The following is a 25,794-nucleotide window of genomic DNA, read 5'->3' on the forward strand; positions in this document are numbered from 1 at the left end:
TTACTCCTCTAATCCATTGTGCATCAGTGCCATAAAAGCATCTTCTATATTGGGTTGAACCGGTTTAATTTGAACATCCGAAATGCCCTGATCAAACAGATAAGTCTTTAATGAAACCAGGTTGGGTTTGCCTCTCTTGTCGGTATAGTGCATGTATTCTCCAAAAGGATGTATCGAATCCGTCCATTTATACTGCTGCAAAGCGCGCAACAGCTTATATGTTTGGGGTGATTTTACACCTAACAGCGGCTTTTCAAAAGAGTTCACAATCCTTTGTGGTTCATCAATTTGCATTATTTCTCCTTCCTGAATCAAAGCCACACGGTCACATAAATTAGCTTCATCCATGTAGGGCGTTGACACTACGATGGTGATTCCTTCCTTCTTTAAAGATTGTAGCATGTCCCAAAACTCTTTACGGGAGACCGCATCCACTCCCGTCGTGGGTTCATCGAGCAACAGCAATTCGGGTTTGTGAATAAGTGCACAACTCAGTGCCAGCTTCTGTTTCATTCCGCCGGAAAGTGCACCAGCCAGGCGGTTCTTGAACGGCTCAAGCTGACTATAAATCGGGGCAACCAGCTCGTAATTTTCTTCGAGCGTGGTACCAAATACCGAGGCAAAGAACTGGAGGTTTTCTTCTACGGTTAAATCCTGGTAGAGCGAGAAGTGTCCGGGCATGTAACCCAGCAAAGGACGGATGGTTTTGTAGTCCTTTTCCACATCATGATCCAGTACCGTAGCCGTTCCCTCATCGGGCAGCAGCAGTGTATTGATGATGCGAAACAGGGTCGTCTTCCCCGCCCCATCAGGACCAATCAGCCCAAACAATTCTCCTTCTTTTACTTCAAAGGAGATATTCTTGAGGGCCTCCACCTTCCCAAAATTTTTACTCACCGATGATATGTGTACGATAGTTTTCAATGGGTTTTTCTTTGTTTTTCAAGCAACCCTCCAAGGGTTTCAATCCCTTGGAGGGTTGTCTTTTTTAATTTTAACTGCGATTGGGTGTGATATTAGTGATGCACTTTGATGATTTTCTCTTCACCATCACAGCCCATCTAACAAATCAGAAGATCTTTCGAAGTTGTACTTCGAAAGACCAGCCCGGCAAGGCTGAGCCTTGTCCTCATTACCAAGCTCTTGCTTGGTAATGCATTCCGGGAAGCTCCAGCTTCCATTTCCTCAGTGGCAACGTATTGCCCAATCTCCGATCACCATCATTATCTTTCCAATTATTCGGGCGGAGATTTTTCAGACTGCTTCTTACACCCCGGGTTAAAACCCGGGGCTATTCATGTTTCATCCCTAACGGGATTTTATACATGCCACTTGTTAATCCTGTACATCATCAAAATCCTTTAAATCCGGGTTCAAATAACCTCGAATTATTCCAAGCCAAGCAGAAGATCTTTCGAAGTTGCAATTCGAAAATACCAGCCCGGCAAGGCTGTGCCTTGCACTAAGCAAACACCTGAACCATTCCAAAGAGAAGGCTAAGCTTACTTTTCAAGTACAACTTGAAAAGATCCGGGGCCCAAAGGCCAATTTCATTCCTCATACACCTGCTCCAGTTCATCAAGTACATGTTGCACCCGGGCTTCAATATGCGCATCCAATTCATCCATGAACTGGTTGAATTTCATGAGCAGTTGATTCGTGATATGTTCTATTTCTTGTAACATCAGTCCATTTCAGTTTGTCTTAGTTTCTTTTATCCTCGTTACCAAGCTCCTGCTTTGTAATGCATTCCGGAAAGCTCCAGCTTCCTTTTCCACAGTGGCAACGTATTGTCCAATCTCCGATCACCATCATTATCTTTCCAATTATTCGGGCGGAGATTTTTCAGACTGCTTCTTACACCCCGGGTTAAAACCCGGGGCTATTCATGTTTCATCCCTTCGGGATTTTATACATGCCACTTGTTAATCCTGTACATCATCAAAATCCTTTAAATCCGGGTTCAAATAACCTCCAATTACAAGCAAACAGAAGATCTATCGAAGTTGCACTTCGAAAGTACCAGCCCGGCAAGGCTGTGCCTTCCACTAAGCAAATACCTGAACCATTCCGAGTGAAGGCTTAGCCTTCTATTACGCTTACTTTTCAAGTACAACTTGAAAAGATCCGTGGCTGGTTCAAGAAACCTCCAAGGGTTTCAAGTCCTAAAAATTCACTTCACCGGGCATCCCGATTTTCAATTTACCCTCAGGGTTTGGTACCCGCACCTTTACCGCATACACTTGGGTTACCCGCTCCTCTTTGGTTTGAATCATGCGCGGAGTAAACTCTGCTTCCGAAGCGATCCAGCTTACCGTGCCGCTGAGCCGCTCATTAGAATCTGCATCCTTATCAATGAGTACCTCCACATCACTTCCCAAGGTTACATCCGGGAGTTGTGCGCCAGATACATAGACCCTAAGCGTCAGTTCTTCCAGCCCGGCAATTTGATACAAAGGTCGGCCCGTGGAAACCAGCTCGTGTGGCTCCACAAATACCGATAACACCCTACCCTCCACTGGGTTGATAATCTGGGCACGCTGCAACTGATCTTCCACCTGGGCAATACGGGTTTGCATGGTTTCCAGCTCCGCATACACGGATTTCTTTTGCACTTGTACCGAGGCAATCTGCTTTTCCAAGACATTCACTTGTCCTTCGGCCTGATCAATTTGCTGCTGAGTAGCCGCATTCGTTTCCTTCAGGTTTTGAAATCGGGTGAGTTCCTTTTGCGCCGTCTGCAGCTGCTCGCGATATACGTCGGCCTGTGCTTCCAGTTTTTCGATATTGGTCCGGATGGATTGCACTGAAGCCTTCAGTTCGCGTTTCCGGAGGGAAAGCTGTACGGTATCTACCAGTCCCACTTGCTGCCCGGCTTCCAGCTGCATGCCTTCTTTCACCTCAAACTGTTGCAGCGTACCCGATGCTTCAGCCGAGATCGTAACCTCATCTGCCTCAAACTGTCCATAGGCATCTGATTTTTCGGTGTTATTGCAGGATATCAGCGCCAATGCTATAGCCGCCCATCCCAGTTTCTTTATCAATTCCATGAGATTCCTTTTTTAGTTAAGTATTCAATAACGGTTTGGTGAAGCTGAACGCGGTGAAGCTCCAATTGCAGCCGGGCCCGACTAGCTTCATTCAATTCGGTGAGATATTCAGTAGTGGTAATGACCCCCTCCGCAAGCTGACTTTCTTTCTCTTCCACCACTTGCTCGCGTAAGTTCAGCACCTGTTCATCCAGTTCAATTTGTTCTTCAAGCTGGGTAATTTTTCGGTGCACCCGGCTTAGATCTCCCTCCACACTCAACCTAAAAGCCTCCTCATCTGCCTGTATTTTTCGTTGCTGATGGGCTAATACTTCCGTTTTCTTACTCGCATTCGTCCAGCTTTTCAAGCTCCATTGGGCCCGCACGCCCACCATCCAATACCCCTGTAAGTCATCATTAAACATATCCAGTCCCGGGCGACCATAGGCTGCCGTCCCAAAGGCCGATACCACCGGCAGTTTTGAGGCTGAAGCCAGGTTCTTTTGCAAGTCCAGCATTTCCCTGCGTTCTTCAAATACATTTAGCTCAGGACGGCTAATTTCCTGCTCATACAGCCCGGCAGTCACATCACGGTTCGGCTCTTTCAGTGTTACTTTTGGGGTGATGGGTTCCCCGATCAACACACTCAGCACTTCATAAGAAGCCTGCAAATCATGTTCAATACGGATTTTCTGCTGGCGGATTTTGAGCTGCTCAGCTTCCATGGTTAAAGCGTTGCCTGGAAGCAGCACCCCATTTTCTACCTGTGCCCGAACCATCTCCAACTGCTCACTAATATCTGCCAGCAACAGCTCTGTAGATTCAAGATTCTTTTGAAGCTGAAGAATGCTGAAATAGACCTGTTCCATCTGGGCACGAACTTTCCACAAATCAGCCTTCACCCCGGCATTTTCTATTGCACTTTCTCCTCTTTCCAATTGCTCGGAAGTACGAGTGCGGCCTGCATCAAATATTGTCTGGTTCACTTCCAGCGAAAGATTGTAATGATCTTTGCTGAAGCTCGGAGGGGTAGTTCCGGGTGTTGAAAATGGAACATCGGTAACATCCGATTGATAGCTGGCACTCGCTTTCAGTTGTACTTCGGGATACAACCCCGAACGGGCGATGCGCTGATTCAGCTTCGTAATCTTTCGCTGAACCTCCATTTTATCTACCAGTGGATAATTGGTTTCAATTTGCTGATAGCAATATTCCAGCAATATGCTTTCAGGCTGCTGTGCAGTAGCCAGCCACGGCATCAAAAACATTACTATAAAGACTGCTTTTTTCATGACGGTTGTACCCCCTTGAATATGAGTATTGGAATGAGCTTTCTTCTTTCTTCAAGGAATTCGAAATATCCTTCTTCATCCAGCGAAAAGATGGTCTGTACCATTTTCTTGGCTACCATAGGCATCATACTCATCCCCACAATATTCATCAGGAACTGCCGTGGCGGGATATCCGCCATTCGTCCGGCTTCCACTTCTTTACGAATCTGATCTGCAAAAACATCCGGGATCTTAATATTCATGTTGGACATGAATTCCTGGAATCGTTCCGGATGTTGATTCATCTCATACGTCACAAAGGATGGCAGGTGCTGATTTTCCCAAAACATATCGTGATAGAAGTTGACGACCTTTTCCACTTTTTCTTGCAGAGAAAGCTCGGAGGAAATAATCCCAAACAACTGCGGCATCACTTTTTTAACCCCGGCCTGAAACACCTCCTGGAAAAGCTTGTCTTTGCTGCGATAATAATAGTGCAGCATCGATTTATTGATTTCCGCCTCATCGGCAATTTCCTGCATACGCGCACCGTCAAATCCACGTTTTTGAAATACGGTTTGCGCCGCCTTAAATATCTTTTCTTCGGTTTCTTTTTCTAAAGCCATAATCCATCTGTTTTTTTGTTGCGCTTTTATGATACGAATACCAACCAAGTGTTTCAACCATTTGGTTGAATTTTTTAGTTAACAATCAAAAAAGAATATTTAAGTACAATTAAATCAGCACTTAATAAAAACAAGAATAGCTATATTATTGATAGTCGTAGGTCGGACAGATTTGCCCGACCATAATGGAATTAGGCTTCTTTTCCATTTCTGGCATGGACGGATACATCTATCCGTCCTACGTGGTGGGGGTAATTATGGCAACATTTATCTAATGAGCGAATACCCGCCCAATCAGCGTTATCTGTGCCCCCCTTTTTTCTTGGCATTCAATGAAAAGCGAATGATGCTAAACTTCCGAATAGCCACTGGTTCGGTATTCCGACGCCCGGCCGATTTATACCCTGTGTGAGTTTTTTAAGGAGCTATAACGCCGATGATTTCTCCCAGGAAGTCATAGATATGCAAAAACATCATCTCGAAGGCGGTGGGGAGATAAGGAATGGCAAGCATAAGCAAAGCGATACCTACTCCTACTTTGATCGGAAGTGCGATAAACATCATGTTGGCCTGAGGCATAATACGGGCAAAAATAGCCAGCGAGACATCCAACAAGAAAATCACAATGAGAAAGGGAGTGGTGATTTGTACACCAATCACAAAAAGGTAGGTTGCAATTTCGAGCATAAAAGGGCCGGCAAGATGAATATTGGAATCATTCACAGGCACCACCTCAAAACTCTTAGCCAGCGCACTGATATAAATCTTGTCCCCCTCTATCGATAAAAAAACCAACACAGCTATCATCATAAATATATTACTGATGATAGCACTTTGCTTTTGCGTCATGGTATCCACCATGTTGGCAAAACTTAGGGCCGTATTTAAACTGATGAGCATACCGGCCATCTCAAGTCCCGCAAAAACCAATTGTCCAACCAAACCGAGGGCCGCTCCCACCAAAATTTCCATAATAATAGCAGTCACAATGAAAACCATACCGTCGCTGGCAGATACAAAAGTACTCTCGGCAGGAATCACCGCAAAAAGTAACACGGTAGTTACAATAGACAGGTAGATCTTTATTTGCTTGGGGAAAGCGGCCGTATTGAAAAACGGTGCGGTCATCACCACGGCAGCCACCCGTACGAATACCAGGAAAGCCGATAAGATCAGGTCAATTGAAAGTGATTCCATGGTTCAGGTGGCGATTATAACGGGTGAAGTCTTCTTACTTATCTTATTGAGCGATTTCTGGAATGAACTCGAAGATGCGGGTGGTAAAGTCAACGGCAAATTGAAGCATAAAGCCCAGGCTCAAAAACAAGATGAGTACTACCACGGCCATCTTGGGCACATAACTCAGGGTCATCTCCTGGATGGAGGTTGCGGCCTGAAAAATTGCCACAGAGAGCCCAATCACCAGGGCGCCTATCATTGCGGGTGAGCAAAGTACGGCCACGGCCGTTAACATTTCCTGTAACCAAAAAAGTGCTGATTCTATATTCATTTGATCCTCTAAATAATTGTTTTAATAACGTTCTTAATCACTTTCTTTTAACCCACGCCAAAACTTTCTACCAGCGATTGTACCAGCAGATACCAGCCGTCCGTCAATACAAATACCAGGATTTTAAACGGCAGCGATACCATCACCGGCGGCAAAAACATGATACCCATCGATAGCAAAATGGAGGCTACTACCAGGTCAATCACCATAAATGGCAGGTAAATCATAAATCCAATTTGAAAGGCAATGCGAAGCTCACTGAGTACGTAAGCAGGAACTGCAACATAAAGAGGCAATTCTTCCACATTGTTTACTGTGCTTACATCGGCCATATCCATGAAATAGAGCAAGTCCTTATCGCGGGTTTGGCGTACCATAAACTCTTTGAGTGGTACGGCCGCCGTTGCCAGCGCCTCCACCTGTGTCATTTCATCATTTATATAAGGCTGAATGGCTTCCTCGTTCATGATGTCGAAAGTCGGTTTCATGATAAAAATGGTGAGGAAGAGTGCCAGCCCAATCAGTACCTGGTTAGGCGGTGACTGCTGAGTTCCCAATCCCATCCGCAAAAAGAAAAACACTACTACGATACGGGTAAAACTGGTCATCATGGTGACGAATGCCGCACCAAAAGACATGATGGTGATAAGCACCAGCGCCTGAATGGCCAGTGTGAAATCTTCGTCGCTCACGTCTCCGTCGTTTCCACCCAGTGAAAGGCCTATCTGTGGGATGCTTTGAATGAGCATCGGCGCGTTAAATGCAGTTACTTGTATGCTGTTGGCAACCGGCTGTGCCTGAACTTGTTGGGGTTGCATAGATACAGCAATCCCTATTATCCCTGTAAGTATATATATCCTGAACATTGTTCTCTTTTTATAAAATCAGAAGTCGGTACTATTCGACCGATTAGTTGGTAAAAAACTTATAGAACGACTTAAAATCCCCTTTGTCGTTTACCGTTTTTTGCACGGATTTGGGTTCTACAGCTTTACTGTCGATTTTCATTTCATTCTCCATCCATTCCTCTTTAAGAATGCGATGCATCAAATTCACGGAGTTTTCGGCCACTCCCATCACCCACACTTCTTTGTTAATTTCAACAAACTTGAGCTGCAAGCCTTGCGACAGCTTATGACTACCCAAATCCCTGTTGGGCTTATTGTTTTTGATGCTTAAGCCGTCATCTTTCTTTTTGGCCCATAACCACACCCCGGCCAGCACACCAATCATCACCAAAAAGGTGAGAAAAGCATTTTGAAATAAAGAGGAAGAGGATTCTTCTTCCTGAACGGCTTCCTCAGGTTTTTCCTTAATTTCTTCACCGGGTTTCAGTAATGAAGTTCTAAGCTGTTGGGTTTGCTCAATCTTTTGATCTGCATTTACTGATTTCGAGCTACTTCCGGTATCCATCCTTGAAACCAAAAACAGCCAAATCAGCAGCAATGCCACTGAGATGGAAAGCACAATTTTCAGGATGCTCTTCGGACTTTTATCTGATTGCGAGATTATTTTCTGGACGTCCATCAGGAAAGTTTGGCTAAGCGTTGTCGGGTTGTAATCAGGTTGGAGATACGAACACCAAAGTGCTCATCAATCACCACTACTTCGCCATGCGCTATACGCTGACCATTCACCAGGATGTCTACTGGCTCACCGGCCAGTTTCTCCAGCTCAATAACCGAGCCTTTAGCCAGCTGTAATACTTTACCCAGCGGAAGCTCAATCCGGCCCAGCTCTACGGAAACATCCATTTCCACATCTTTCAGCAGGTCCATGCTGTTGCCGTCGCCATTTTCAAGCGAAGGAGTGTTGTCGTCGAAGTCTTCGAAGTTGATATATTTTCCCGATACCACTTCCTGCGGGGTTCCTTCTTTATTCTCTTGCTCCTGCTCATCCTCAAAATGCAGCAGCGAACCATCCGCGTCTTCCTCTTCGTTCGTTACTTCCTCTTCCGGCTCCTCATGAACCACCACGTGTTCGGGGTCTCCAATCAGGAAAGCAGCCCGTACATTGTCATCAGCCAGCCCTTCTACCTCAAGTGCAGCAAAATGGTACATGGTGTGATTCATAAGCTCGGGCAGCTGACTAAGCTGATACACTTCTACAGCCCCAAAATTATGCTCTTCTCCCTCTTCATCGAATTTCTTTTTCAAAGTAGCAGAGAGCTCGGAAGAAAACTTTCGCAGAAGGTCTTTTGTCACTTCATTGAATTTTTTCTCTTCCACACCCAGCATCACGCTTGAAAGCAGGCCAAACCATTCCTCGTCCAGAACCGCAACGAAATCCATCTCGGCATTTTCGTCTCTGGCAAAAAGAATGATATCTGTTTTTTGGAGCTGCTCCGGGATTACTTCCGCCTCGGTTTCTTCAAAAGAAGCCACCATAATGTTGGTTTCTTCAAGTAAAAGAGACGTTAAAAATTCTTCTATATCCGGAAGATATTTCTGCAGTTGTTCTTGATAATTATTCATAGTTATACCAATTCCATTTCATTTATTTCTTCGATTAATTCGAATACTTTTACAGCTCTCCGGCCCTGAATTACTCCGGGATACGCTGTCATTTTTGTTTTGCCGTTAATGCGAACCTCAAGTGGATTTTCTGATTTTTGTTTTAAAGGGATGGTATCCCCTTCCTTGAGGTTTATGATTTCGTCGAGGGTAAGCTGGGTAGTTCCCAATAAAGGCTGTATGAGTACCTCTGCTTTTGAGAGAGTACGCTTGTATGCTTCCAGCTCTTCTTCCGAGAGTTTCTCGAACTTTGATTTGATCCCCTTCTTCAAAATAGTGTCGCTCATTGCTTTTTTAAGCAAACTGTATGAGTAGGACACCCCTATTTCTATTTTTTCATCCCCAAGCTCTACTAAGAATTTTACGATAATAGTAGGATCTACCGAGGTTAAATGGAGGTTTTCCGTTTTACTCTCGTAGATGGTAGAGTCGATACGGAAGTCCATGTAAGGCTCCCATGCCGATACAATCTCTGTATTGATATGGCGGACTACGCGACTTACAATTTTTTCCTCAATGGTAGTGAGGGTACGTCTCTCACAAAGTTTTTTCCCCTGTCCACCACTTTGCCGCTCAATGAGGTGAATACAAAATTCGGGCGGTAAAACGATTATAATCTCTCCGTTTAGATCATCTACCGATAGCAGATAAATGGTACTTGGGCTCTCTATCCCCTGTACAAATTCCTGGGAGGATACTTGTAGTATTTTATGCAGGTAGATATCTACTTTGTAGCGCAGTGATGTACTAAAAATACGACTCAGGTTTCTTGACAACACATCGTGGATGCTTCGTAAGGTTCTCATAATTTCCTTACTGAACAGCTTTGGATGTCTGAAATCGTATGATTCTACATACTTGACGTTACCCGCTTTTTGCCTGGGCAGCTTCGCTTCCATATAAAAGGTTTCCGTTGAAGGTTTTTTCTCATTGCATTATGTATTTAGTGAAATACAAATTGCGTACCGAACGGTTGCCAATCTTGGAATTAATTAACCAAATTAATTCTCTGCGTATATTTTCCCGTCCCTCAACTTCAACAAGTTGGTTAACGGTACGTGCTGCCAGTGTCTCTCCCATCAGCTCTTTAAGCTCTAACAAGTGCTTATCTATTTCCGGAACATTGTCCTCACCGGCTATTTCAAGGCTTATTTCCACCAAAAGGTATCGCTTGCCGTTGGTCCCCGAGGGATTCACCACAAGTTCTTCCATATCATAAATCACGGATTCTGCCGGCTGGTTGCTGTGAATTTTTTCATAAATATTTGGGTAATATTTATGAACTACAGCGTATGCGAGGAAACCCTGTCCTCCCAAAATCAAAAGAATCAGGAAATATTTTCCTATAGCAAGAAATTTTGACGGTCGTTTCTTGCTCTTCTTTTCGGTAGATTTTTCTTTTACTTCTTCCGCCATAATGAAACTAATCTTTATATCTGATGCTGTTTGGTTCAAAACCAGATATCTGATCTGGAGTCCAAATTGTTGTTTAGTAATATGTCTCGCAGGTAGATTTCTACCCGGCGATTTTTTCGTCTGCCGCTTGCCGTATCGTTTGTAGCCAACGGGCTGTATTCGCCAAAACTACTGGCTTTAAAACGGTCGGGATTCACCACGGAATTTTCTTGCAAAAACTGAACTACGGATACCGACCGTGCAGCCCCCAGATGCCAGTTACTTTTGTGCATCGAAGCTTTGCCAACCGGCACATTATCGGTATGCCCCTGTACCTCAATCTCAACTACTTTGTCATCTATGCGTGATGCTACTTCTCCAAGCACCACCTCCGCAATAGGTAGTAAATCAGAAGATCCACTTTCAAAAGTCAGTGAATCGCTCAGGGTAATCTTTACCCCGCTGCGGCTAATTTCCATGTCTACTTCAGAAGAGTACTCAGAGCTTTCAAGGAAATCAGAAAATGACTGCCAGTATTCCATCCGGTCTTCCATCATTTCGTCCAGGGAATCAGCCGGAACATCAAACTCACTATTGCTCACATTCTGTGCATCAAACATCCCTGGGTTTTTCTGAAAGTAATCGATAAAATCTTTGAACACCCCATCGCTGATACTGGGTGTTAAGGTGTACATGAGTACAAAAAACACCAGCAGCAAGGTCATAAGGTCCCCATAGGTTACTAGCCAGTTTCCAGTATCTCGGTCAACTTTTCCCATTGATTATCCTGTTGCTCTACCCATAGCTGGTAGAATTTTTCGTCTCTTTTCTTCATCAAACTCAGTTGCTCGTGATGCTTGATATATTCTGCCCGGTGATGAGGGTCCAGATAAATCAGCATCTTCTTCTCCATAATTCTTGGATTTTCCCCCTCAACAATCGACAAGATGCCAATCCGGAATAATTCCTTCCTGTTTCTGTCTAGCTCACTTAAATATTCAAGCTTCCCTGCAAGAGGGCCAAAAAGCATGTTCGCAAATATGGTCCCGTAAAGGGTGGTAATAAGTGCCACAGACAAACCCGATCCGAGAGACTCTGGATCTGATATGTTCTGCAACATCAACACCATTCCGATTACCGTACCTATCATCCCAAAGGCCGGAGCGTAAGCCGACATGGAGTTAAGCACCATAATCGAGAGTTCTACTTGCTTCTCACGGCTTTCAATTTCGTCTTTGAGAATATCCTGCAAGCTCTTTTCCTGAAAACCATCAACGGCTAATTGCAGTCCATTCTTTAAAAATTCATCTTTAATATGTTTTAGATCCTGATCCAGCGTGAGCAAACTTTCACGGCGAACCCTACGTGCAAACATTGTTAAAAGCTCCATATCAGTTCGTAAGTCAACATTGCTCAGCTTCATCAAACTATTAATGGTTATGAAACTGCGTTTGATCTTATCAAAACTGTAGTTAATCATGGTAGCTGCAAACACTCCACCCAGCACGATAGCTAGTGATGCGGAGTCGGCAAAGGAGCCTATGCTACCTTGTGTTACAATTGCTCCAACTATGAGAGCAAAACCTAAAATAAATCCGAGTGTACTTGAACGATCCATCATATCTCCTTTATCGGATGCTGCAATAAAATCTTAAACCAGCTTCCCAAAATTTTTTTACCTGCGGGCTCTCTATCTGGTAGATTTCTACTGCTTGTTTAAAAGTTTATCCTGTTAATTGCTTTTTTATTACTCTCAGCCCGATATAGCTTTATTGAAACCAGTGAATAAAAAAAGAGCTCCGCCGAAAAAAGGGTCTCCCCATATTCTTCGTGCGAAGCTCCTCACCTTTATCACCAGGCCGGCCTCACCAAAAACCGGCCACCTTTTAAACTATTATCGCTTCAGGTTTACGGCTTCAGTCAACATCTCGTCCGAGGTACTGATGACCCGGGCACTTGACTGATAAGCGCGCTGTGAAGTAATCATATCGGTAAACTCTTTAGCCAGATCTACGTTAGATCCTTCCAAAGAACCGGAATTGATGCTGGTATTAGACATGTTGTCGGCAGTATTAATAAACATTTCGCCGGCAGCTGAAGTAGCTCTAAACAAGCCGCCACCCATCATCTCCAGACCATTCTGGTTTTGAACCGTACCAAGTGCTAACTGTGCCAACACCTGGTTTTCACCATTGTCGTACACACCCTGTACTTGTCCGGAGCCGTCAACAGCTACGTCAATCAATTGTCCCTGGGTATAACCGTCCTGGCCAACAATTTTGGCTGAGTTGGAACCGGAATATTGGGTAAGACGTGTCCCAGATTCAGAATCACCTAATTGTATGCTAAAGCTGGTAGTAGCTGCACCACCACCTGGCTCATAGGTAAAATCCAATGTGTTGGCAGAAGTAAGCTGCCCTGTTTCATCAAAAGTCACACTTGGCGGGTTTGATCCAGCCGATGTGATACTTTCACCATCCAGGAAGCTGGCTTCATAGCTCCACTCATTTTCATTTGTTTGAGTAAATTCTACTAAAAGCGAGTGCGCTTTACCAAGGTCATCATACACGGTAGTACTCATGGTTTGAGTGGCAAACTGACCAGCTTGGGTTGTTTGGAAACCAGGCATTGAAAAAGTACCTGTTCCACCATAATTGATATTCTTAATATCGAAGTTATTATCGCCCAAGCTGTTATTATTTGCTACGATCACACCATCTAATAAAGAAAGATCAACTGCATCACCGGCTGCAGATCCATCTATTGCTGCTTCAATATTTGCAACCAATTCTCCTAAATCATTTCCAATTGGAACATTAGGTATATTTGTGGTCTGTAGATTTCCTGATCCATCAGTATAATCGATATCAAATGAAATTGTGTCTGTAGCTGCAACCCCAGAAATGCCAGTTATGTCATTTAGCAGAGTTGTACTTTCAGCAGGTGAGCCACTTGCTGTAAATCCATTTTGCATTTGCAGTATTTGAGATTTACTTGTACTCGCGTTCAGGTTCCCTGCTACGTTTACCATATCCGTTTTCTTAGGAGGCAGTACGTTTTCAAAATCAACACGGATATCTTCAGCGGCACCGCCACCCAGGATGTTGCCGTTACGGTCGGCATTGTAACCCTGAACGGAACGTCCGCCCTGGTCTACCAAAAAACCGTCTTTATTGAACACGAAGTTACCGGCACGGGTCATCAGGTTTTCTCCACCATTTGAAACCATGAAGAATCCTTCACCTTCAATAGCAAGGTCGGTTGCACGGCCGGTGGAGTTCATAGAACCCTGGCTAAAATCACGGTCGATGGAAGCTACACGCACACCCAGACCTACCTGGTTGCTGAGCTGTGGAGCTGATCCACCGCCACCGGGACGTCCCAGCCGCTCACTCATCATTTCTGCAAAGGAAACCCGTGAGGATTTAAACCCTGCTGTTTCTACGTTAGCAATATTGTGACCAATGGTGTCCATTTTGGTTTGAAAAGCTTTCAAACCGCTAACACCTGAATTAAGAGATTTAAGTAAAGACATAATTAACTCCTGTTTTGTTCTGCAGAGTTACTCTGCATGGCACGCTGTTACGGCAGTACCTGTATTTTTTTATTTGTTTGTTTTAAAATGTTTGGTTGATTAAAAAATATCGGTGCCCACTTCTTCTACATCGCCAATGGGTATTTCGATATCATTAACAGACAAGTACACACCCTCTGCGGTAAAGCGTACTTTGCTCGCTACCCCCTCTACAAAAAGAAGAGAGTTCACGGTGTCGTCACCGTTTTTGGCTACTACTTCTACCTGGTAGGCGCCTTCGCCCATCCGTTCGCCGGAATCATTCTTGCCGTCCCAGGTCCAGTTATTATCTCCGGAGGAAAGTCCCCTCAGTGTTTCTCTGCGTACTTCATTGCCGCTTGCGTTGCGGATGATTACTTCCACTTCTTCAGCAGAGGATTTCAGCTTAAAGTTAATTTCGCTGTCACCTTCCGCACTCAGGTTTACCTGGTCGCTGATGGCACGGATTTGCTTGCCGGTAAGCGATGCCGCCATTGAATTCGACAAGCTTGCACTCATCATATCCTGGCTTTGCTGCAGGGTTTGCAGCCCGCTGTTTACATCAATCAACTGCTCTACCGAGTTAAATTGTGCCAGCTGTGAGGCAAATTCAGCTCCGTCTTTCGGGTTGATAGGATCCTGATTTCTCATTTGAGCCACCAACAACTGCAAAAACTGGTTTTGCCCCATCTCGGTTTTACCCTTCTGGTTCTGCTGCTGGTATGCGGATGTAGTCAGAGAATTTATTTGTGAGATATCCATAGTGTTATATTGTTATGCCGTCCATTCCATTCGGTTGTAACCGAACTTGCGAACACTTTGCTGCAGATTATGATCTGCCTGTTGATTAGAAATTCTGTTACTTCCGCCGTTGCCATTGTTCAATCCACGGCCCTGGCCCGCGCCATTTGAGGAAGAATCACCGGCAAAGCCTGATGTTTGCTGGTCGTCCTTCCCTTCAAACTGAAGATCAATATTCAATTCACATTCTTTCTCGAGATGCTCTTTGATCTCCTCACCATACTGCTGCAGCAAACGGGTCAACTCAATGCTTGAAGAAGCCAGTTTCACCTGCATCACGCCATCTACATTTCGGGTAGAGAGGTCAATTTTGCTGCCGTCATCCATATCAAAACTGTGTTTCTGCCAGCCTGCGCCGGTACCTCCCTCATTTTGAGCCGCTTTTTGAACCGCAGCCGTAAGTCCCGGCAGCACGCTTCGGCGTAGCATATTATTTGGGATCGCCAAATCAGCCAGACGGTTATGCCCGAAGTTGGCTTGTACCTGTTCTTTTTGGGTTGAATCTTTTTGCTCAATCGCATCCGTCATTTGCTCTTTAAAAAACATTTCCTGGTTACTCGCAGAAGTGGACGAATACTGTCCGCTATTCTGCAGCCTTAACCATTCGGTTGCTGAAGTATACATGGGCGACTGACGCTGACCCGATGAAGAAGAACTTCCTCCTTCACTGGTATTGGTAATCGCTGCCAGGCGCTCATTCGTAAGCGGGTGACGTACTTCCGATTCCTGGTTTCCACCTTTTCTCTTTTCCTGCAAGTCACGGAATTTTGACATCTCAAAACCGGCGGCAAGCTCGCTATTCTTCTGTCCTGCTTTCTGGGTAGCCATCTGCTGGATGTTGATTCCGGCATCTCCCTCACGGGCAGCCCTTGCATTGGCCACCGCCTGCTTTCTTGTATTGGCCTCTTCCGTATTTCCTGTTTGATCTGTTCCCTTCAATACCGGGGAATCAGATTGCTGCGGGATCCCAGCTCTTCGTACAAATGGAGAAGCATTCCGCTCTTGCTGAGTGCGTTCTGAGCGGCCTTGGCCTGTACTTTCTTCGATATTCTCTGTTTTTTCCGGTGCGTCTGCAGGCACTGTTTGTTTTTGATCAGTTCCGGTAGGCTGGCTTTCTGAGGCCGGCACCGTAGTACCCGTTGTTGCTGTAGTTGCTGTTTGGGCAGCGGCATTCTGGGTTCCGGTTTTGTTTTCTTCATTACTAAGCGGCGTACTCGTGCCACTCTCAACCATAGTGCTTGCAGCGGGAGCTGAAGCCTGCTTTGGAGAAGCCACATTACCAACCTCTTGTTTTGCTTTATCTTGCTGGGCTCCTAAACCGGCTGAGCTATTGCTAGTTTCAGTGGTTTGTGTTTGATTTATTTTAACGGGGTCCAAAGCAGGTTTTTCAGACGCCTGCAATCCGGCAACCTCTTTTCCTTCAGCATTAACCTTTATTTGCTGAGAATCTTCTGCACCAGAAGATGTGGTTTTAGCCACCGAATTTTTTGTCGTGCTTTCCTCTGTAATCTCTTGCACGCCCAGTTCATTATTCAAGCCTGCAAGCTTGCCATTCTCTGTTGCCAGAGGAGTTGCATTTGCGGGTTTGATATCATTTTCCCGGGTTTCAATATTCTCTCCACTTGCTTTTTCCGCAGTGTTGTCAGAGGGAGTTGTTACGGTACCTTTTTCGCTCTCTGTAGTTTTCAGTACCGTTAGCTTAATAGGGGATTCTGTTAATTCACCCTGTTCACCTTCTCCTTTAGTTTCTTCTTTATTAGTGGCAGACTTAACCAATGATAAAGTAGCCTTATCTTCCGCGAGAGCAGATTCTCCTTCTGCAGTTGCAATAGCCGCTTCAGGTGATACACTTTCTTCCTCATTACCATCAGCCTGTAAAGCCGGGGTTTCAGCCGTTTTATTCTCATTGTTTACCAAGGCATGCTTGGCTTCACCATCAGCAGTGGTATTGGTGTTTGCATTGTTCAGCAAACTTCCTTCAGATTGCTTTCCATTATTACCTTCACCTTCCTCAGCCTGAAGGGCCTGGAGCATTTTTCCAAAAAAGCTGGTTTTGGGATCTTCATTAGTAACGCCTTTGGCTTTACCCGTCAGAGAAGATTCACCCGCATTTTTACTGTTCGCTATGGAATTAAGTACGTCTTTAATCATCACATAATCTCCGTCATTAGTTTGGCCGCCTTATCAGATTTCAGCGATCGAAGGATTTTTTCACGTTGAATAGTACCTCCGCCGAAATACAGGCGTACCAATTGTTCCTGGCTCATTTTCTCAAGTATGGGCGCCAATTCATCTTCATCCAGATTGAGTAAACTCTTCACCCGGTCAGAGAATTCTGCCGGATCCATTTCTTCTTCCATTTCAGCCAGCTCTGCTTGTACAGCAAGGAATTCTTCTTCTTTTGAGCTTAGCTCTGTTTCCAAACCGGCAATTACCTGTTGTAATGAATCTACCAAACCGGTCAAACGCTGCTCTTCCGCTCCCATCACTCCGGGAACCGGTATTAGGCGTACCTCAGGGCGGGTATTCACCATTCTTAAAGAATCCATGCCTGCTGAGGCAGAATCATAACCAGCTGCAAATTCATCTTGTGGATATCCCGGATAACAAGGTCCTGCATATGAACTGTCTTCAACCTGATTTAACTTTGGGCGTGGAGGGCGATAAAAGGACTGATATTCTTCTTGCTGCTTCTGCTTTTCAAAATCTGACACCACCTTCTCGTATTTGTCCTCATTGATTTTTGGATAGAGGAAATACACGGTAATAAGACTTACCAGGAAGAGGCCTACCAGAACACCAAGAATTTTAAGTAATGTTAGCTTATCCATCGTTAATTGTTATCTGCTGAATGACTGCGTTGCTATTTCGTCTAAAAATTTATTTTCCTCTTTCGACACTTTGTCTTTGTGGAGGTCCAATTCGAATTCTTTTACTTTTTCAATCATATGCAAGCTCTTATGGGCTTCTGCAAGATCCTGTCGCGCGGCATCTACTTTTTTATCCGCTTTGCTCAATTCCTTGCTTAGCTCTTTCATCTTGCGATGAACTTCTTCCATATGGGCCGCATGCCTGCGAACCATTTGTACATTTTGAATTTCTTTGCTTTCTGTGTTTTCAAGATAATTCTCGAGTTTGTGCTGAATCTCTTGCTGCAGTTGAGCAATCTTTTGCTTTTCAGCTACTTCTTCAGCCAGCTTCTGCTTCTTAATTTTCTTTTGATGCTTTCGCACTTTTAAAACGGGATCAAGAGAAAACTTAAACTTCATATCAGAACCTTATTTATTCGATAACTTTTTTGAGCGATTCCCAGAGATTGTCACTGAAATCGGTCTCGTTCATATCCTGTATCAAAAATGATTCCAAATCGGGATGTTTTTTTATGGCTTCGTCAATTTTTGGGTTCGAACCTTTCACATATGCCCCGATATTTACCAGGTCTTCCGCCTCGCGATAGGTCGCCAAAAGTTCCCGGGCTTTCATCGCAATAGCGCGTTGTTCGTTGCTTACAATCTTGGGCATCACGCGCGAAATACTTTCAAGCACGTCAATGGCCGGATAGTGATTTTTATGCGCTAAACGCCGCGAGAGCACGATATGGCCGTCTAAAATGGACCGCACGGCATCGGCAATAGGCTCATTCATATCATCATTATCCACCAGTACAGTGTACAATCCGGTGATGCTTCCGGTCTTGGTTTTACCAGGTCTTTCAAGCAATTTTGGGAGGATTGTGAACACACTTGGAGTGTATCCTTTGGTGGTTGGAGGCTCCCCTGAAGCCAGCCCAATTTCTCTTTGTGCCATCGCAACACGGGTCACAGAATCCATCATCAAGAGGACATTTTTTCCTTGGTCGCGGAAAAATTCTGCAATGGCCGTTGCCGTAAAGGCACCTTTTACCCGGCTCATAGCGGCCGTATCCGAAGTGGCAGCCACTACTACCGAGCGGGCCAGGCCTTCTTCGCCCAGGGTGTCGTCAATAAATTCCTGTACCTCACGGCCACGCTCACCAATAAGGGCAATCACATTGATATCTGCGGATGAATGCTTGGCTATCATTCCCATAAGCACACTCTTACCAACCCCGGAGCCGGCAAAAAGTCCCATTCGCTGTCCGCTGCCCAGGGTATTGAGCGCATCCAGAGAACGCACGCCTGTTTTCATTACTTCATCAATAGGAGCACGATCTAAAGGCGAAGGAGGCTTTGCATGCACCATCTGCTCATGCTCGGTATAAATGGATCCTTTACCATCGATAGGTTCGCCGTTGGTATCAAGTACGCGGCCTAACAGGTTGAAGCCCACCGGAACGGTCAACGACTGTCCCATTCTTTCAACCAGGCAGCCGGCTTTCATCCCTACAACACGGTCGTAAGGCATTAGCAGGGTGCGGCCTTCCTTCAGGCCTACCACTTCGGCGGGTACCACTTTATCAACAGTAGTGTGGATGCCAAACATCTCGCCTACCGAACCTTGCAGGCCCGTGCATTCAATAATAGTTCCTACAATAGAGGAAACCTTTCCAAAACGCTTGGCAGAACTAACTCCCGGCGACAGCTTGCCACGGATTTGTTCGATATGCCGGTCGAGTGCCGCAGTATCTATTACTTCCATGTGGGCAGGCTTAGGTTTTTCTTAAATTCGTTAAACATTTCCCGGAATTTGTGGACAATAGTCTCATGTTGAGTATCCACTTCAAATTCTCCGGGATTGCAGTCTGGATCACTTTTGAGGTGTACCGTCAGGTTTGGATTGTTCTCTTTGATCCAGCGTTTCACGATATCCAGATCCTGTTCACTCACCGTCACAAATGGTTTGGATGTTTCGTCCAGCTTCTGAAGCACCGGAACCAGCTGTTCTTCCAGCTTAGCCCGCATGTCTTCCTTCTCAACCGGGATACCCAGGATCTTCTCTGTGATTTCGAACACAAGTTCAATCAAAACCGGATCCATCATTTTTTGGCGTTTTTGCCATTCCTGATGCCCTTTTTCAACCGCTGTACAAACGGTATTTATTTTGGCATCAATTTCTTCGCGTGCCTGCTTTAGTCCCTCTTCCCGGCCAGCTTCCAATCCTTCCTGATAAGCTTTATCACGGGCGATATTGAGTTTATTTCTCCATTTTCGGTCACGTTCATTCAGTTTTTCTTCCAGCTCTTTCGGGTCGTAGCTTAACGCTTCAACGACTTCCTCTTCTTCCTCAAATAGCATTTGGTAACTAAGCCGGGTTTTTCCGTCGTCGTACCAGTTAATTTGGTTGTTATTGATAACCTTCATGTTGCCCATGGTTATTCTACAACCTCCTCTTCGTCCATCTTACGGGTGGTAATTTGGCCTTCCTCTTCCAGCTCTTTGATCTTCTTGATGATACGCTGCTGGGCTTCCTTCACATCTTTCAGCGGTACAGGACCAAGAGCCTCCATGTCTTCACGCAGCATATCGGCTGCACGGTTCGACATGTTTCGGAGGAACTTGTTGGAAAGATCGTCGTTGACCCCTTTCAAGCCCATAACCAGATCGGCTTTCTCCATCTCGTTGATGATAAGCTGTACCGTACGATCGTCGAAGTGCAGAATATCTTCGAACAAGAACATTTGTTCCTTGATATCGCTGGCCATTTGGTAATCGCGATTGGTAATCTCTTCCAGTACGTGGCGTTCAACCGTGATCTCAGCACCGTTAAGGATTTGTGCCACAATATTGGTTCCGCTCTTAACACGGTCGCCCATGGTATCCATGCCGCCCATGTGCTCTTTGATTACTTCTTCAATCTCCTCAATTACCTCCGAAGAGATCTTGTCCATAGAAGCCAGCCGGTAGATAATTTCCGTTTGCATCTTCGGCTCCAGAAGTCCCAAAATCTCTGCAGAACGTTCAATGTTAAGCTGCGAGAAGATAAGAGCCGCCACCTGTGGGTGTTCGTTCTGAATAAAATTTGCGATGTGGCTGATTTTAGATTCCTGGAACTCTTCGAAAACGGTACTTCCGGAATGGGATTTCAACCTTTTAAGAATATTGTCTTTATCTGCTGTATCGCCCATTTGCTCAAGCAGTTCCTGGGCATATTCTACACCTCCATTTACCATCTGGCTTTTAACCTGCATCAGGTTATAGAATTCTTCGAGTACTGCGTCTACAATTTCACCTCTTACACCCTTTAAGCGGGCAATTTCGAGGGTAATATCTTCGACTTCCTTCTTACTCATGGTCTTCATCATAGTAGCTGAAGACTTCAAGCCTACACTCATTACCAGCACGGCAATCTTTTGCATACCGGTTAGCTCGCTGTAGTCACCAATAACTTTATTCTTCTTGTTTCTATTATCTACTGGCATGGTCTTAGTCTTCCTCGTTATCTGTGAGCATTAAAGTGCGTGCAACCTGAGCAGCCTCTGCAGGTTTCAGTTCAATGAAATTCACGATCTCTTCTTTTTCGTATTTCTTCTCAGTTAACTGTTTAGGTGCGTTCTCACTAAGCTCCTCTGGTTTCTTCTCTTCATTCTCAGTCATTTCTTCTTCTTTTTGTCCTGGCAAGCTGTCGGGTACTTCAGATTCATTCAGCTGGTCATCAGCCTCAAAGTCGGAAACTACACGGATGTCATCGTTGCTCATTCGTTTACGGATGCTGTTCAACAAGAACAGTACGGCAAAGAAAGTGAGTGCGATCAGGGCCCAGCGTATCACATTGTTATACATGTTTGGAGAGGTATTGGTGTATTCGTCTGTGAGCAGGTACTTGCTGTCAAAGAATTCTACCTGTTCAATCGTGAGCAAATCGCCACGATCTTCCTGAATACCCAGAGCCAACGCCACCACTTCTCTGAATTTCTCAACTTCTTCGGCGCTGTAAGGCTCAAATACTACCTGGCTTTCACCTTCCGGAGTAGTTTGCGTAACCCGTTTATGATTTAACAGCACCGAGGCCGTTACTTTATGGATGCCTCCCTGGGTTTTCTCATACACTTCACGGGTTCGGTTAACCTCATAATTCCTTGTTTCAGTAGCGGTGCCATTGTCGTTTCTTGATACAACCACTGCTCCCCCACGGTCTTCTACCGGCAAGCGCTGATCGATAGGCAGAGGTTCCAAAATCTCATCGTTATTGGTTTGCTCCCGGGTTTCTTCCGAAATAACTGTACGGCTATCCGGGTCAATAAGGTTTGATTCGCGGGTAAGCTGGTCAAAATCATGCTCAACTGATACACGCAGCACACTGTTGCCGGCTCCAAGTACGCGATCCAGCATCGACTGGCCCCGGTCAGTTAAGTATGCTTCTGTTTTTTGGCGCAACTGCATTTGGGTTGATCCCATCCCAAATTCAGAATCATAATCTACCTCATCAGACAATCGGTTACCGGCCTGATCCAAAATGGTTACGTTGGCAGGATCGAGGGTTTCCACACTACCCGCAATCAACGAGCTGATGCCCTCAATCTGGTTTTGTTCCAGTTTTTTGCCCCTTTTCAGGTTCAAAATAACGGAAGCGGAGGCCTGTACCGCTGTTTCTTCAAAAGGAGAACGCTCTGGCATTACCAAGTGAATTCTTGAAGATTCTACCTGTTCCAAGCTATTAATAGAACGTGCCAATTCACCTTCAAGGGCTCGTTTCTTATTTACCTGTTGCATAAAGTCGGTCATACCCAGGGCATTGGTATCAAATAACTCATAGCCCTTAAGGTCAGCCACTCCGCCACTTAATGGCGCAAGCTGCAGGCGGAGCTCATGTACACGGTCGGCCGGTACATATATAGAGCTCCCTCCCTCTGCCAACTCATATTCAACTCCCTGGCTGTTAAGTTCGGCTACAATTTCCTGGGCATCTTCTGATTGCAGCGAACCAAAGAGTAAAGCTTTGTTTTCCATCTGCGACCAGTATACCAACCCGGCAACCGCGCCAACTACAACCAGCATCAACCCAATAAACATGGCCCGCTGGGCATTGCTTAGTGGGCCAAAAAATTGTTGAAATGCTTCTAAATACTTATCCATTTTTACTCAGTACCCCTATTATATTTGCATTCGGCTAAGCTCACCGTAAGCTTCGATCGCCTTGTTGCGGATTTCTACCATCATTTGGAAACTCATTTGAGCTCTCTGCATCGAAATCATTACATCATGCACGTTGTCGGTTTTACCGGATATATAATCCTGCATGCTTTTTTCAGACCCCTTCATGGTTTCATCAACCCGATTGATAGCTTTGGTAAGCATTTCCGTAAAGGAATCGGCTCCCTCTTCAATTTCAATATTAAAGTGCTTCGGGTTTAACTCTGATGAGTTGGGGAGTTTTAAAGGTATACCCTGCTGTAATTGTACTGGATCAGTCATCTCTTTATGTCAGCTTAAATATGGTGATTGGTGAATGGTGTTAAATCCTGGTGTCGATGTTCATCCCACGGGCAAATTGCTCTTCGCCTTTCTGGCCGTCCATGGAATAGAACTTCAGCGTGTTTTCGGAAGTGAATTTTTCCTCAATAAGGGAAGATTCGTCCCGGGTGAGATCGGGAAGTTCCGGTGATTCTGCGGCTTTACGCAGTGAACTTATGCTGTTAACCTTGGTAAACTGTTGTGGAATAGGTTGTATAGAATTCATGGGATTATATCTCGAACGATCGTTTAATGATTTCTTTTTCTGCCTGGATGCTGCTTAAGTTGGCCTCATAAAGACGGTTGGCGCTTACCAGCTCAGCCATCTCACGTACCATGTCTACGTCGGGGTAGCGCACCATGCCGTTTTCGTCAGCATCAGGGTGATCGGGATCAAATTCATAGCGAAAACTTTCTGTTTCCTGTACTGTAAATTGAGGGCCAAGACCTTTGGCTGGCACCTCATTATCACCAATTGAGCCCAATGGACCTTTAAAAGGATCCATATGGCGGGCGTTGGTACGCTGTACGGAAGACATACTGTCGCCCAGTACATCTATAAACTTTTGCTGACCGGGGCCTCTTGTTACCACGGTTTGCGGGCGGTACACTTTATCAGAGCCAACCGGTGCCGATGTTTGGGCGTTGGCAATATTTCTTGAGGCCACAGCTATGCGCTCGCGCTGCAAATCAAGGCCTTGAGAAGCGGTTTGGAATGTAGAAGCTATTCTATCAGGTAACATATCGGTAAATTATTTATCGGTTAACGCCTGTGATTCCGAATCGGAGCATCTGGAAATGATGGCGCAGAGAACGGGTAACCAGTTGTACCCTGATCTGTGTATCTGTCATCTCGATCATTTCGTCCTCAAGCAATACATTTTCATTTGTTTCCTCTATAGCGCCGGTTACATTTTTCATACCGGCTACGCCGTTGGTCTCTTGAGCTTTTTGCAGTTCACTTTCAAACTGAACTTGATGCCTTTTATAGCCGGGCGTATCGGCGTTGGCAATGTTGGTTGCCGTTATTCGTTGTCTCAGAGCGTATGCATTCATCGCCTGGCCCAACATTTGGCTGTGATTACTATCAATAAACTTCATTGATCTGTTTAAGTCTGGTTTAAGTTCACACATCCAAATGCAATTGGTGTGCCACAGCCACAGAAAAGCCTTATTCACCTAAAAAACTATTTATTTAAGGAAACACCCCACCCCTCAAAGAGTATAAATGACCGCCATGAGGCAAAATTTTCCGTCTACCCGGCTTTTGATGTTTTACTTAAGAATAGACCCCATCTGCTGATAACCTTTTCAGCGGTGCCTGACCAATAAATTATTTTTAATATGTAATTGAGCACCCTGATACTTACTATAAAGAACTGTTAGGACTATGATTGATGGATGAGCTAAAAACTTTTATTGCGGATTACCCCTACCCTATCTTCATAATTGATGGAAATACCCATCGCATACATTATGCCAATAACTTTGTGGAATCCCGTTCTAAAGCCTCACCGGTAGGAAAGAGAGTAGAAAAGTACCTGCAATTAATTACCAGCCCACTGGAAAAGGCTACCTATACGCAATTTGATCAGGCCTGGTATACGCTTAGCGAAAAGGAAATTGATACCACGAACCGGCAATATTATCTGCTTGAGTTAGAAAAACCCACTAACCTTCCTGATACAGCAACCCTGGATAGCTGGAAAAAAATGATAGCTGTTATGTTGCATCGTCTGCGTTCTCCGCTCACTGGCATCAATGGGTACCTGGACATGCTGGAGGATGAAAACGAGAATCAAAATCTCAACAAGCGCTTTAAGTCTATTAATAAAGGCTTAACCCACATTTATGATTTAATGGACGAGCTGGAGGTCCTTTATAATATCCAACCCGTTCAAAAGAAAGAAGAATTCACCACTACTAATATAAAAGAAGTAGTGGATGAGGCTCTCCTGTTAGTTGATGAAGAGAACCGTAAACGCATTAGCGTGCAGGGATCATTACCTGATTTCACGCTCGACAGTCTCCCTGTCGTCACACGTCGGATTTTGAGCTTGCTGCTCACCAATGCTCTCGAGCATTCTTCAGACCAGAATATTGAGCTAACCGTTTCTGAAGATCTTGGGGGAAGAATCACCATTAAGAATACTTTAAAGAATGGTATAGATCAAGATATTCGTGATCATGTGTTCTACCCTTTTGTAACCACCAAAGCCAATAATTTGGGTATTGGGTTAACCATGGCCTTGCTATATGCCCGGCAACTGGGGGGTACTATTTTCTTTGAAGAGAGTACAGAGGAAAAAACGGTCGTCGCACAGCTAAAATTTCCAGTGGCCTGAAAGGAAAAAAGTGCCTCGCTAAAGAGTGTGGCTAAAATTTACGTTGGTTCGAGATAAGTTTGACATAAAATAGGTCGGTCATTGCTGTATATGTTACGTAATTCGAGGATAATTTTTCCCGTCCCCGAACGGGACCAACTTATTATATTTTATCGACGAATTATCTGACATCTACAACAATGACGAGTTCTACATCGAACTGACGTTAAAATTAAAAAAGTAAATTTTTGGTTACTGAGAAAAGCCTGAATGTGTTTGATAAGTTTACCGGTAGTATGTGCAGGCCTGGCAGGATCTTTTCACATTGTGAATAGAATAATCGACAGTGTTATTTAACGCCCACGCATTGTTATGGTCATTAACCTTTAGTTAAAAGTATAGA

The 25,794-nt window shown here is 44.8% G+C and carries 28 protein-coding genes; 1 reads left to right on the forward strand and 27 read right to left on the reverse strand.

The features are described 5' to 3' along the window. The 27 genes from FN815_RS13040 to FN815_RS13165 form a co-directional block, all read right to left on the reverse strand. Window positions 1-915, reverse strand: coding sequence for an ABC transporter ATP-binding protein (locus FN815_RS13040; RefSeq protein WP_425461078.1), 915 nt, complete (start codon window positions 913-915; stop codon window positions 1-3). 635 nt (window positions 916-1,550) lie between these two features. After that, window positions 1,551-1,685: a hypothetical protein gene (locus FN815_RS19250; RefSeq protein WP_281286803.1), complete on the reverse strand. Its 135-nt coding sequence runs from the start codon at window positions 1,683-1,685 to the stop codon at window positions 1,551-1,553. Window positions 1,686-2,165: 480 nt separating this feature from the next. Then, a complete protein-coding gene (locus FN815_RS13045) occupies window positions 2,166-3,050 on the reverse strand; it encodes an HlyD family secretion protein (RefSeq protein ID WP_142455088.1) in 885 nt (294 codons plus the stop codon). Further along, a complete protein-coding gene (locus FN815_RS13050; protein WP_142455089.1) occupies window positions 3,041-4,321 on the reverse strand; it encodes a TolC family protein in 1,281 nt (426 codons plus the stop codon). The genes FN815_RS13045 and FN815_RS13050 overlap by 10 nt, the downstream gene beginning before the upstream one ends. Continuing rightward, window positions 4,318-4,926: a TetR/AcrR family transcriptional regulator gene (locus tag FN815_RS13055; protein WP_142455090.1), complete on the reverse strand. Its 609-nt coding sequence runs from the start codon at window positions 4,924-4,926 to the stop codon at window positions 4,318-4,320. The genes FN815_RS13050 and FN815_RS13055 overlap by 4 nt, the downstream gene beginning before the upstream one ends. A 417-nt stretch (window positions 4,927-5,343) precedes the next feature. Further along, window positions 5,344-6,123, reverse strand: coding sequence for a flagellar biosynthetic protein FliR (locus FN815_RS13060; RefSeq protein ID WP_142455091.1), 780 nt, complete (start codon window positions 6,121-6,123; stop codon window positions 5,344-5,346). Between the two features lie 43 nt (window positions 6,124-6,166). After that, a complete protein-coding gene (locus tag FN815_RS13065) occupies window positions 6,167-6,436 on the reverse strand; it encodes a flagellar biosynthetic protein FliQ (RefSeq protein ID WP_142455092.1) in 270 nt (89 codons plus the stop codon). A gap of 47 nt (window positions 6,437-6,483) precedes the next feature. Next, on the reverse strand, window positions 6,484-7,254 hold the full coding sequence (fliP, locus tag FN815_RS13070; RefSeq protein WP_142455093.1) for a flagellar type III secretion system pore protein FliP: 771 nt from the start codon (window positions 7,252-7,254) through the stop codon (window positions 6,484-6,486). Between the two features lie 91 nt (window positions 7,255-7,345). Continuing rightward, complete coding sequence (locus tag FN815_RS13075) at window positions 7,346-7,963, reverse strand: hypothetical protein (RefSeq protein ID WP_142455094.1); 618 nt, start codon at window positions 7,961-7,963, stop codon at window positions 7,346-7,348. Further along, on the reverse strand, window positions 7,963-8,910 hold the full coding sequence (gene fliN, locus FN815_RS13080; RefSeq protein ID WP_142455095.1) for a flagellar motor switch protein FliN: 948 nt from the start codon (window positions 8,908-8,910) through the stop codon (window positions 7,963-7,965). The genes FN815_RS13075 and fliN overlap by 1 nt, the downstream gene beginning before the upstream one ends. 2 nt (window positions 8,911-8,912) lie before the next feature. Further along, the gene (locus tag FN815_RS13085) at window positions 8,913-9,848 is read right to left on the reverse strand and encodes a flagellar motor switch protein FliM (RefSeq protein ID WP_142455096.1); all 936 of its coding nucleotides are present in this window, start codon (window positions 9,846-9,848) and stop codon (window positions 8,913-8,915) included. A gap of 28 nt (window positions 9,849-9,876) precedes the next feature. Next, on the reverse strand, window positions 9,877-10,365 hold the full coding sequence (locus tag FN815_RS13090) for a flagellar basal body-associated FliL family protein (RefSeq protein ID WP_142455097.1): 489 nt from the start codon (window positions 10,363-10,365) through the stop codon (window positions 9,877-9,879). Between the two features lie 35 nt (window positions 10,366-10,400). Further along, complete coding sequence (locus FN815_RS13095; RefSeq protein WP_142455098.1) at window positions 10,401-11,123, reverse strand: OmpA/MotB family protein; 723 nt, start codon at window positions 11,121-11,123, stop codon at window positions 10,401-10,403. Beyond that, complete coding sequence (locus FN815_RS13100) at window positions 11,087-11,962, reverse strand: motility protein A (RefSeq protein ID WP_221930320.1); 876 nt, start codon at window positions 11,960-11,962, stop codon at window positions 11,087-11,089. Before FN815_RS13100 ends, FN815_RS13095 begins: the two co-directional genes overlap by 37 nt. Before the next feature lie 276 nt (window positions 11,963-12,238). Then, window positions 12,239-13,879 carry a flagellar hook protein FlgE gene (locus FN815_RS13105; protein WP_142455100.1) on the reverse strand — a complete coding sequence of 547 codons (1,641 nt, stop codon included), beginning with the start codon at window positions 13,877-13,879 and terminating at the stop codon, window positions 12,239-12,241. Window positions 13,880-13,978: 99 nt separating this feature from the next. Continuing rightward, window positions 13,979-14,659: a flagellar hook assembly protein FlgD gene (locus FN815_RS13110; protein WP_142455101.1), complete on the reverse strand. Its 681-nt coding sequence runs from the start codon at window positions 14,657-14,659 to the stop codon at window positions 13,979-13,981. Window positions 14,660-14,671: 12 nt separating this feature from the next. After that, window positions 14,672-16,849, reverse strand: coding sequence for a hypothetical protein (locus tag FN815_RS13115; protein ID WP_142455102.1), 2,178 nt, complete (start codon window positions 16,847-16,849; stop codon window positions 14,672-14,674). Next, window positions 16,849-17,529: a hypothetical protein gene (locus FN815_RS13120; RefSeq protein ID WP_142455103.1), complete on the reverse strand. Its 681-nt coding sequence runs from the start codon at window positions 17,527-17,529 to the stop codon at window positions 16,849-16,851. Before FN815_RS13120 ends, FN815_RS13115 begins: the two co-directional genes overlap by 1 nt. A gap of 9 nt (window positions 17,530-17,538) precedes the next feature. Next, the gene (gene fliJ / locus FN815_RS13125) at window positions 17,539-17,967 is read right to left on the reverse strand and encodes a flagellar export protein FliJ (protein WP_142455104.1); all 429 of its coding nucleotides are present in this window, start codon (window positions 17,965-17,967) and stop codon (window positions 17,539-17,541) included. A 13-nt stretch (window positions 17,968-17,980) separates the two neighbouring features. Then, a complete protein-coding gene (locus FN815_RS13130; RefSeq protein WP_142455105.1) occupies window positions 17,981-19,315 on the reverse strand; it encodes a FliI/YscN family ATPase in 1,335 nt (444 codons plus the stop codon). Further along, window positions 19,306-19,977: a FliH/SctL family protein gene (locus FN815_RS13135; RefSeq protein ID WP_185957299.1), complete on the reverse strand. Its 672-nt coding sequence runs from the start codon at window positions 19,975-19,977 to the stop codon at window positions 19,306-19,308. Before FN815_RS13135 ends, FN815_RS13130 begins: the two co-directional genes overlap by 10 nt. Window positions 19,978-19,988: 11 nt before the next feature. Continuing rightward, complete coding sequence (gene fliG / locus FN815_RS13140) at window positions 19,989-21,035, reverse strand: flagellar motor switch protein FliG (protein ID WP_142455107.1); 1,047 nt, start codon at window positions 21,033-21,035, stop codon at window positions 19,989-19,991. Window positions 21,036-21,039: 4 nt separating this feature from the next. Next, window positions 21,040-22,689, reverse strand: coding sequence for a flagellar basal-body MS-ring/collar protein FliF (gene fliF / locus FN815_RS13145; protein ID WP_142455108.1), 1,650 nt, complete (start codon window positions 22,687-22,689; stop codon window positions 21,040-21,042). An 18-nt stretch (window positions 22,690-22,707) separates the two neighbouring features. Next, window positions 22,708-23,028, reverse strand: a complete 321-nt coding sequence (gene fliE / locus FN815_RS13150) for a flagellar hook-basal body complex protein FliE (RefSeq protein WP_142455109.1) — start codon at window positions 23,026-23,028, stop codon at window positions 22,708-22,710. 40 nt (window positions 23,029-23,068) lie between these two features. Beyond that, a complete protein-coding gene (locus tag FN815_RS13155) occupies window positions 23,069-23,293 on the reverse strand; it encodes a hypothetical protein (protein ID WP_142455110.1) in 225 nt (74 codons plus the stop codon). Window positions 23,294-23,297: 4 nt separating this feature from the next. Continuing rightward, entirely contained in the window at window positions 23,298-23,810 is a 513-nt protein-coding gene (locus tag FN815_RS13160; RefSeq protein ID WP_142455111.1) for a flagellar basal body rod protein FlgC, read from the reverse strand. Window positions 23,811-23,823: 13 nt separating this feature from the next. After that, window positions 23,824-24,168, reverse strand: a complete 345-nt coding sequence (locus tag FN815_RS13165) for a flagellar basal body rod protein FlgB (RefSeq protein ID WP_185957300.1) — start codon at window positions 24,166-24,168, stop codon at window positions 23,824-23,826. Between the two features lie 296 nt (window positions 24,169-24,464). On the opposite strand from FN815_RS13165, the gene FN815_RS13170 reads away from it, so the two are divergent. Continuing rightward, complete coding sequence (locus tag FN815_RS13170; protein WP_142455113.1) at window positions 24,465-25,412, forward strand: ATP-binding protein; 948 nt, start codon at window positions 24,465-24,467, stop codon at window positions 25,410-25,412. Window positions 25,413-25,794: the final 382 nt, after the last annotated feature.

This window comes from Gracilimonas mengyeensis (assembly GCF_900182705.1).
GTDB classification, from domain to species: domain Bacteria; phylum Bacteroidota; class Rhodothermia; order Balneolales; family Balneolaceae; genus Gracilimonas; species Gracilimonas mengyeensis.

Excerpts from the sequence above, each read along its gene's own strand:
- FN815_RS13095 (WP_142455098.1), bottom strand. The coding sequence starts at position 11,123 with ATGGGAAAAGTTGACCGAGATACTGGAAACTGGCTAGTAACCTATGGG.
- FN815_RS13160 (WP_142455111.1), bottom strand. The coding sequence starts at position 23,810 with ATGTTACCTGATAGAATAGCTTCTACATTCCAAACCGCTTCTCAAGGC.
- FN815_RS13090 (WP_142455097.1), bottom strand. The coding sequence starts at position 10,365 with ATGGCGGAAGAAGTAAAAGAAAAATCTACCGAAAAGAAGAGCAAGAAA.
- FN815_RS13060 (WP_142455091.1), bottom strand. The coding sequence starts at position 6,123 with ATGGAATCACTTTCAATTGACCTGATCTTATCGGCTTTCCTGGTATTC.
- FN815_RS13155 (WP_142455110.1), bottom strand. The coding sequence starts at position 23,293 with ATGAATTCTATACAACCTATTCCACAACAGTTTACCAAGGTTAACAGC.
- FN815_RS13105 (WP_142455100.1), bottom strand. The coding sequence starts at position 13,879 with ATGTCTTTACTTAAATCTCTTAATTCAGGTGTTAGCGGTTTGAAAGCT.
- fliP (WP_142455093.1), bottom strand. The coding sequence starts at position 7,254 with ATGCAACCCCAACAAGTTCAGGCACAGCCGGTTGCCAACAGCATACAA.
- FN815_RS13115 (WP_142455102.1), bottom strand. The coding sequence starts at position 16,849 with ATGATTAAAGACGTACTTAATTCCATAGCGAACAGTAAAAATGCGGGT.
- FN815_RS13085 (WP_142455096.1), bottom strand. The coding sequence starts at position 9,848 with ATGGAAGCGAAGCTGCCCAGGCAAAAAGCGGGTAACGTCAAGTATGTA.
- fliG (WP_142455107.1), bottom strand. The coding sequence starts at position 21,035 with ATGCCAGTAGATAATAGAAACAAGAAGAATAAAGTTATTGGTGACTAC.
- fliE (WP_142455109.1), bottom strand. The coding sequence starts at position 23,028 with ATGACTGATCCAGTACAATTACAGCAGGGTATACCTTTAAAACTCCCC.
- FN815_RS13135 (WP_185957299.1), bottom strand. The coding sequence starts at position 19,977 with ATGAAGGTTATCAATAACAACCAAATTAACTGGTACGACGACGGAAAA.
- FN815_RS13170 (WP_142455113.1), top strand. The coding sequence starts at position 24,465 with ATGGATGAGCTAAAAACTTTTATTGCGGATTACCCCTACCCTATCTTC.
- FN815_RS13110 (WP_142455101.1), bottom strand. The coding sequence starts at position 14,659 with ATGGATATCTCACAAATAAATTCTCTGACTACATCCGCATACCAGCAG.
- FN815_RS13055 (WP_142455090.1), bottom strand. The coding sequence starts at position 4,926 with ATGGCTTTAGAAAAAGAAACCGAAGAAAAGATATTTAAGGCGGCGCAA.
- FN815_RS13065 (WP_142455092.1), bottom strand. The coding sequence starts at position 6,436 with ATGAATATAGAATCAGCACTTTTTTGGTTACAGGAAATGTTAACGGCC.
- FN815_RS13100 (WP_221930320.1), bottom strand. The coding sequence starts at position 11,962 with ATGGATCGTTCAAGTACACTCGGATTTATTTTAGGTTTTGCTCTCATA.
- FN815_RS13120 (WP_142455103.1), bottom strand. The coding sequence starts at position 17,529 with ATGGATAAGCTAACATTACTTAAAATTCTTGGTGTTCTGGTAGGCCTC.
- fliJ (WP_142455104.1), bottom strand. The coding sequence starts at position 17,967 with ATGAAGTTTAAGTTTTCTCTTGATCCCGTTTTAAAAGTGCGAAAGCAT.
- fliF (WP_142455108.1), bottom strand. The coding sequence starts at position 22,689 with ATGGATAAGTATTTAGAAGCATTTCAACAATTTTTTGGCCCACTAAGC.
- fliN (WP_142455095.1), bottom strand. The coding sequence starts at position 8,910 with ATGAATAATTATCAAGAACAACTGCAGAAATATCTTCCGGATATAGAA.
- FN815_RS13075 (WP_142455094.1), bottom strand. The coding sequence starts at position 7,963 with ATGGACGTCCAGAAAATAATCTCGCAATCAGATAAAAGTCCGAAGAGC.
- FN815_RS13050 (WP_142455089.1), bottom strand. The coding sequence starts at position 4,321 with ATGAAAAAAGCAGTCTTTATAGTAATGTTTTTGATGCCGTGGCTGGCT.
- FN815_RS13130 (WP_142455105.1), bottom strand. The coding sequence starts at position 19,315 with ATGGAAGTAATAGATACTGCGGCACTCGACCGGCATATCGAACAAATC.
- FN815_RS13045 (WP_142455088.1), bottom strand. The coding sequence starts at position 3,050 with ATGGAATTGATAAAGAAACTGGGATGGGCGGCTATAGCATTGGCGCTG.
- FN815_RS13165 (WP_185957300.1), bottom strand. The coding sequence starts at position 24,168 with ATGAAGTTTATTGATAGTAATCACAGCCAAATGTTGGGCCAGGCGATG.
- FN815_RS19250 (WP_281286803.1), bottom strand. The coding sequence starts at position 1,685 with ATGTTACAAGAAATAGAACATATCACGAATCAACTGCTCATGAAATTC.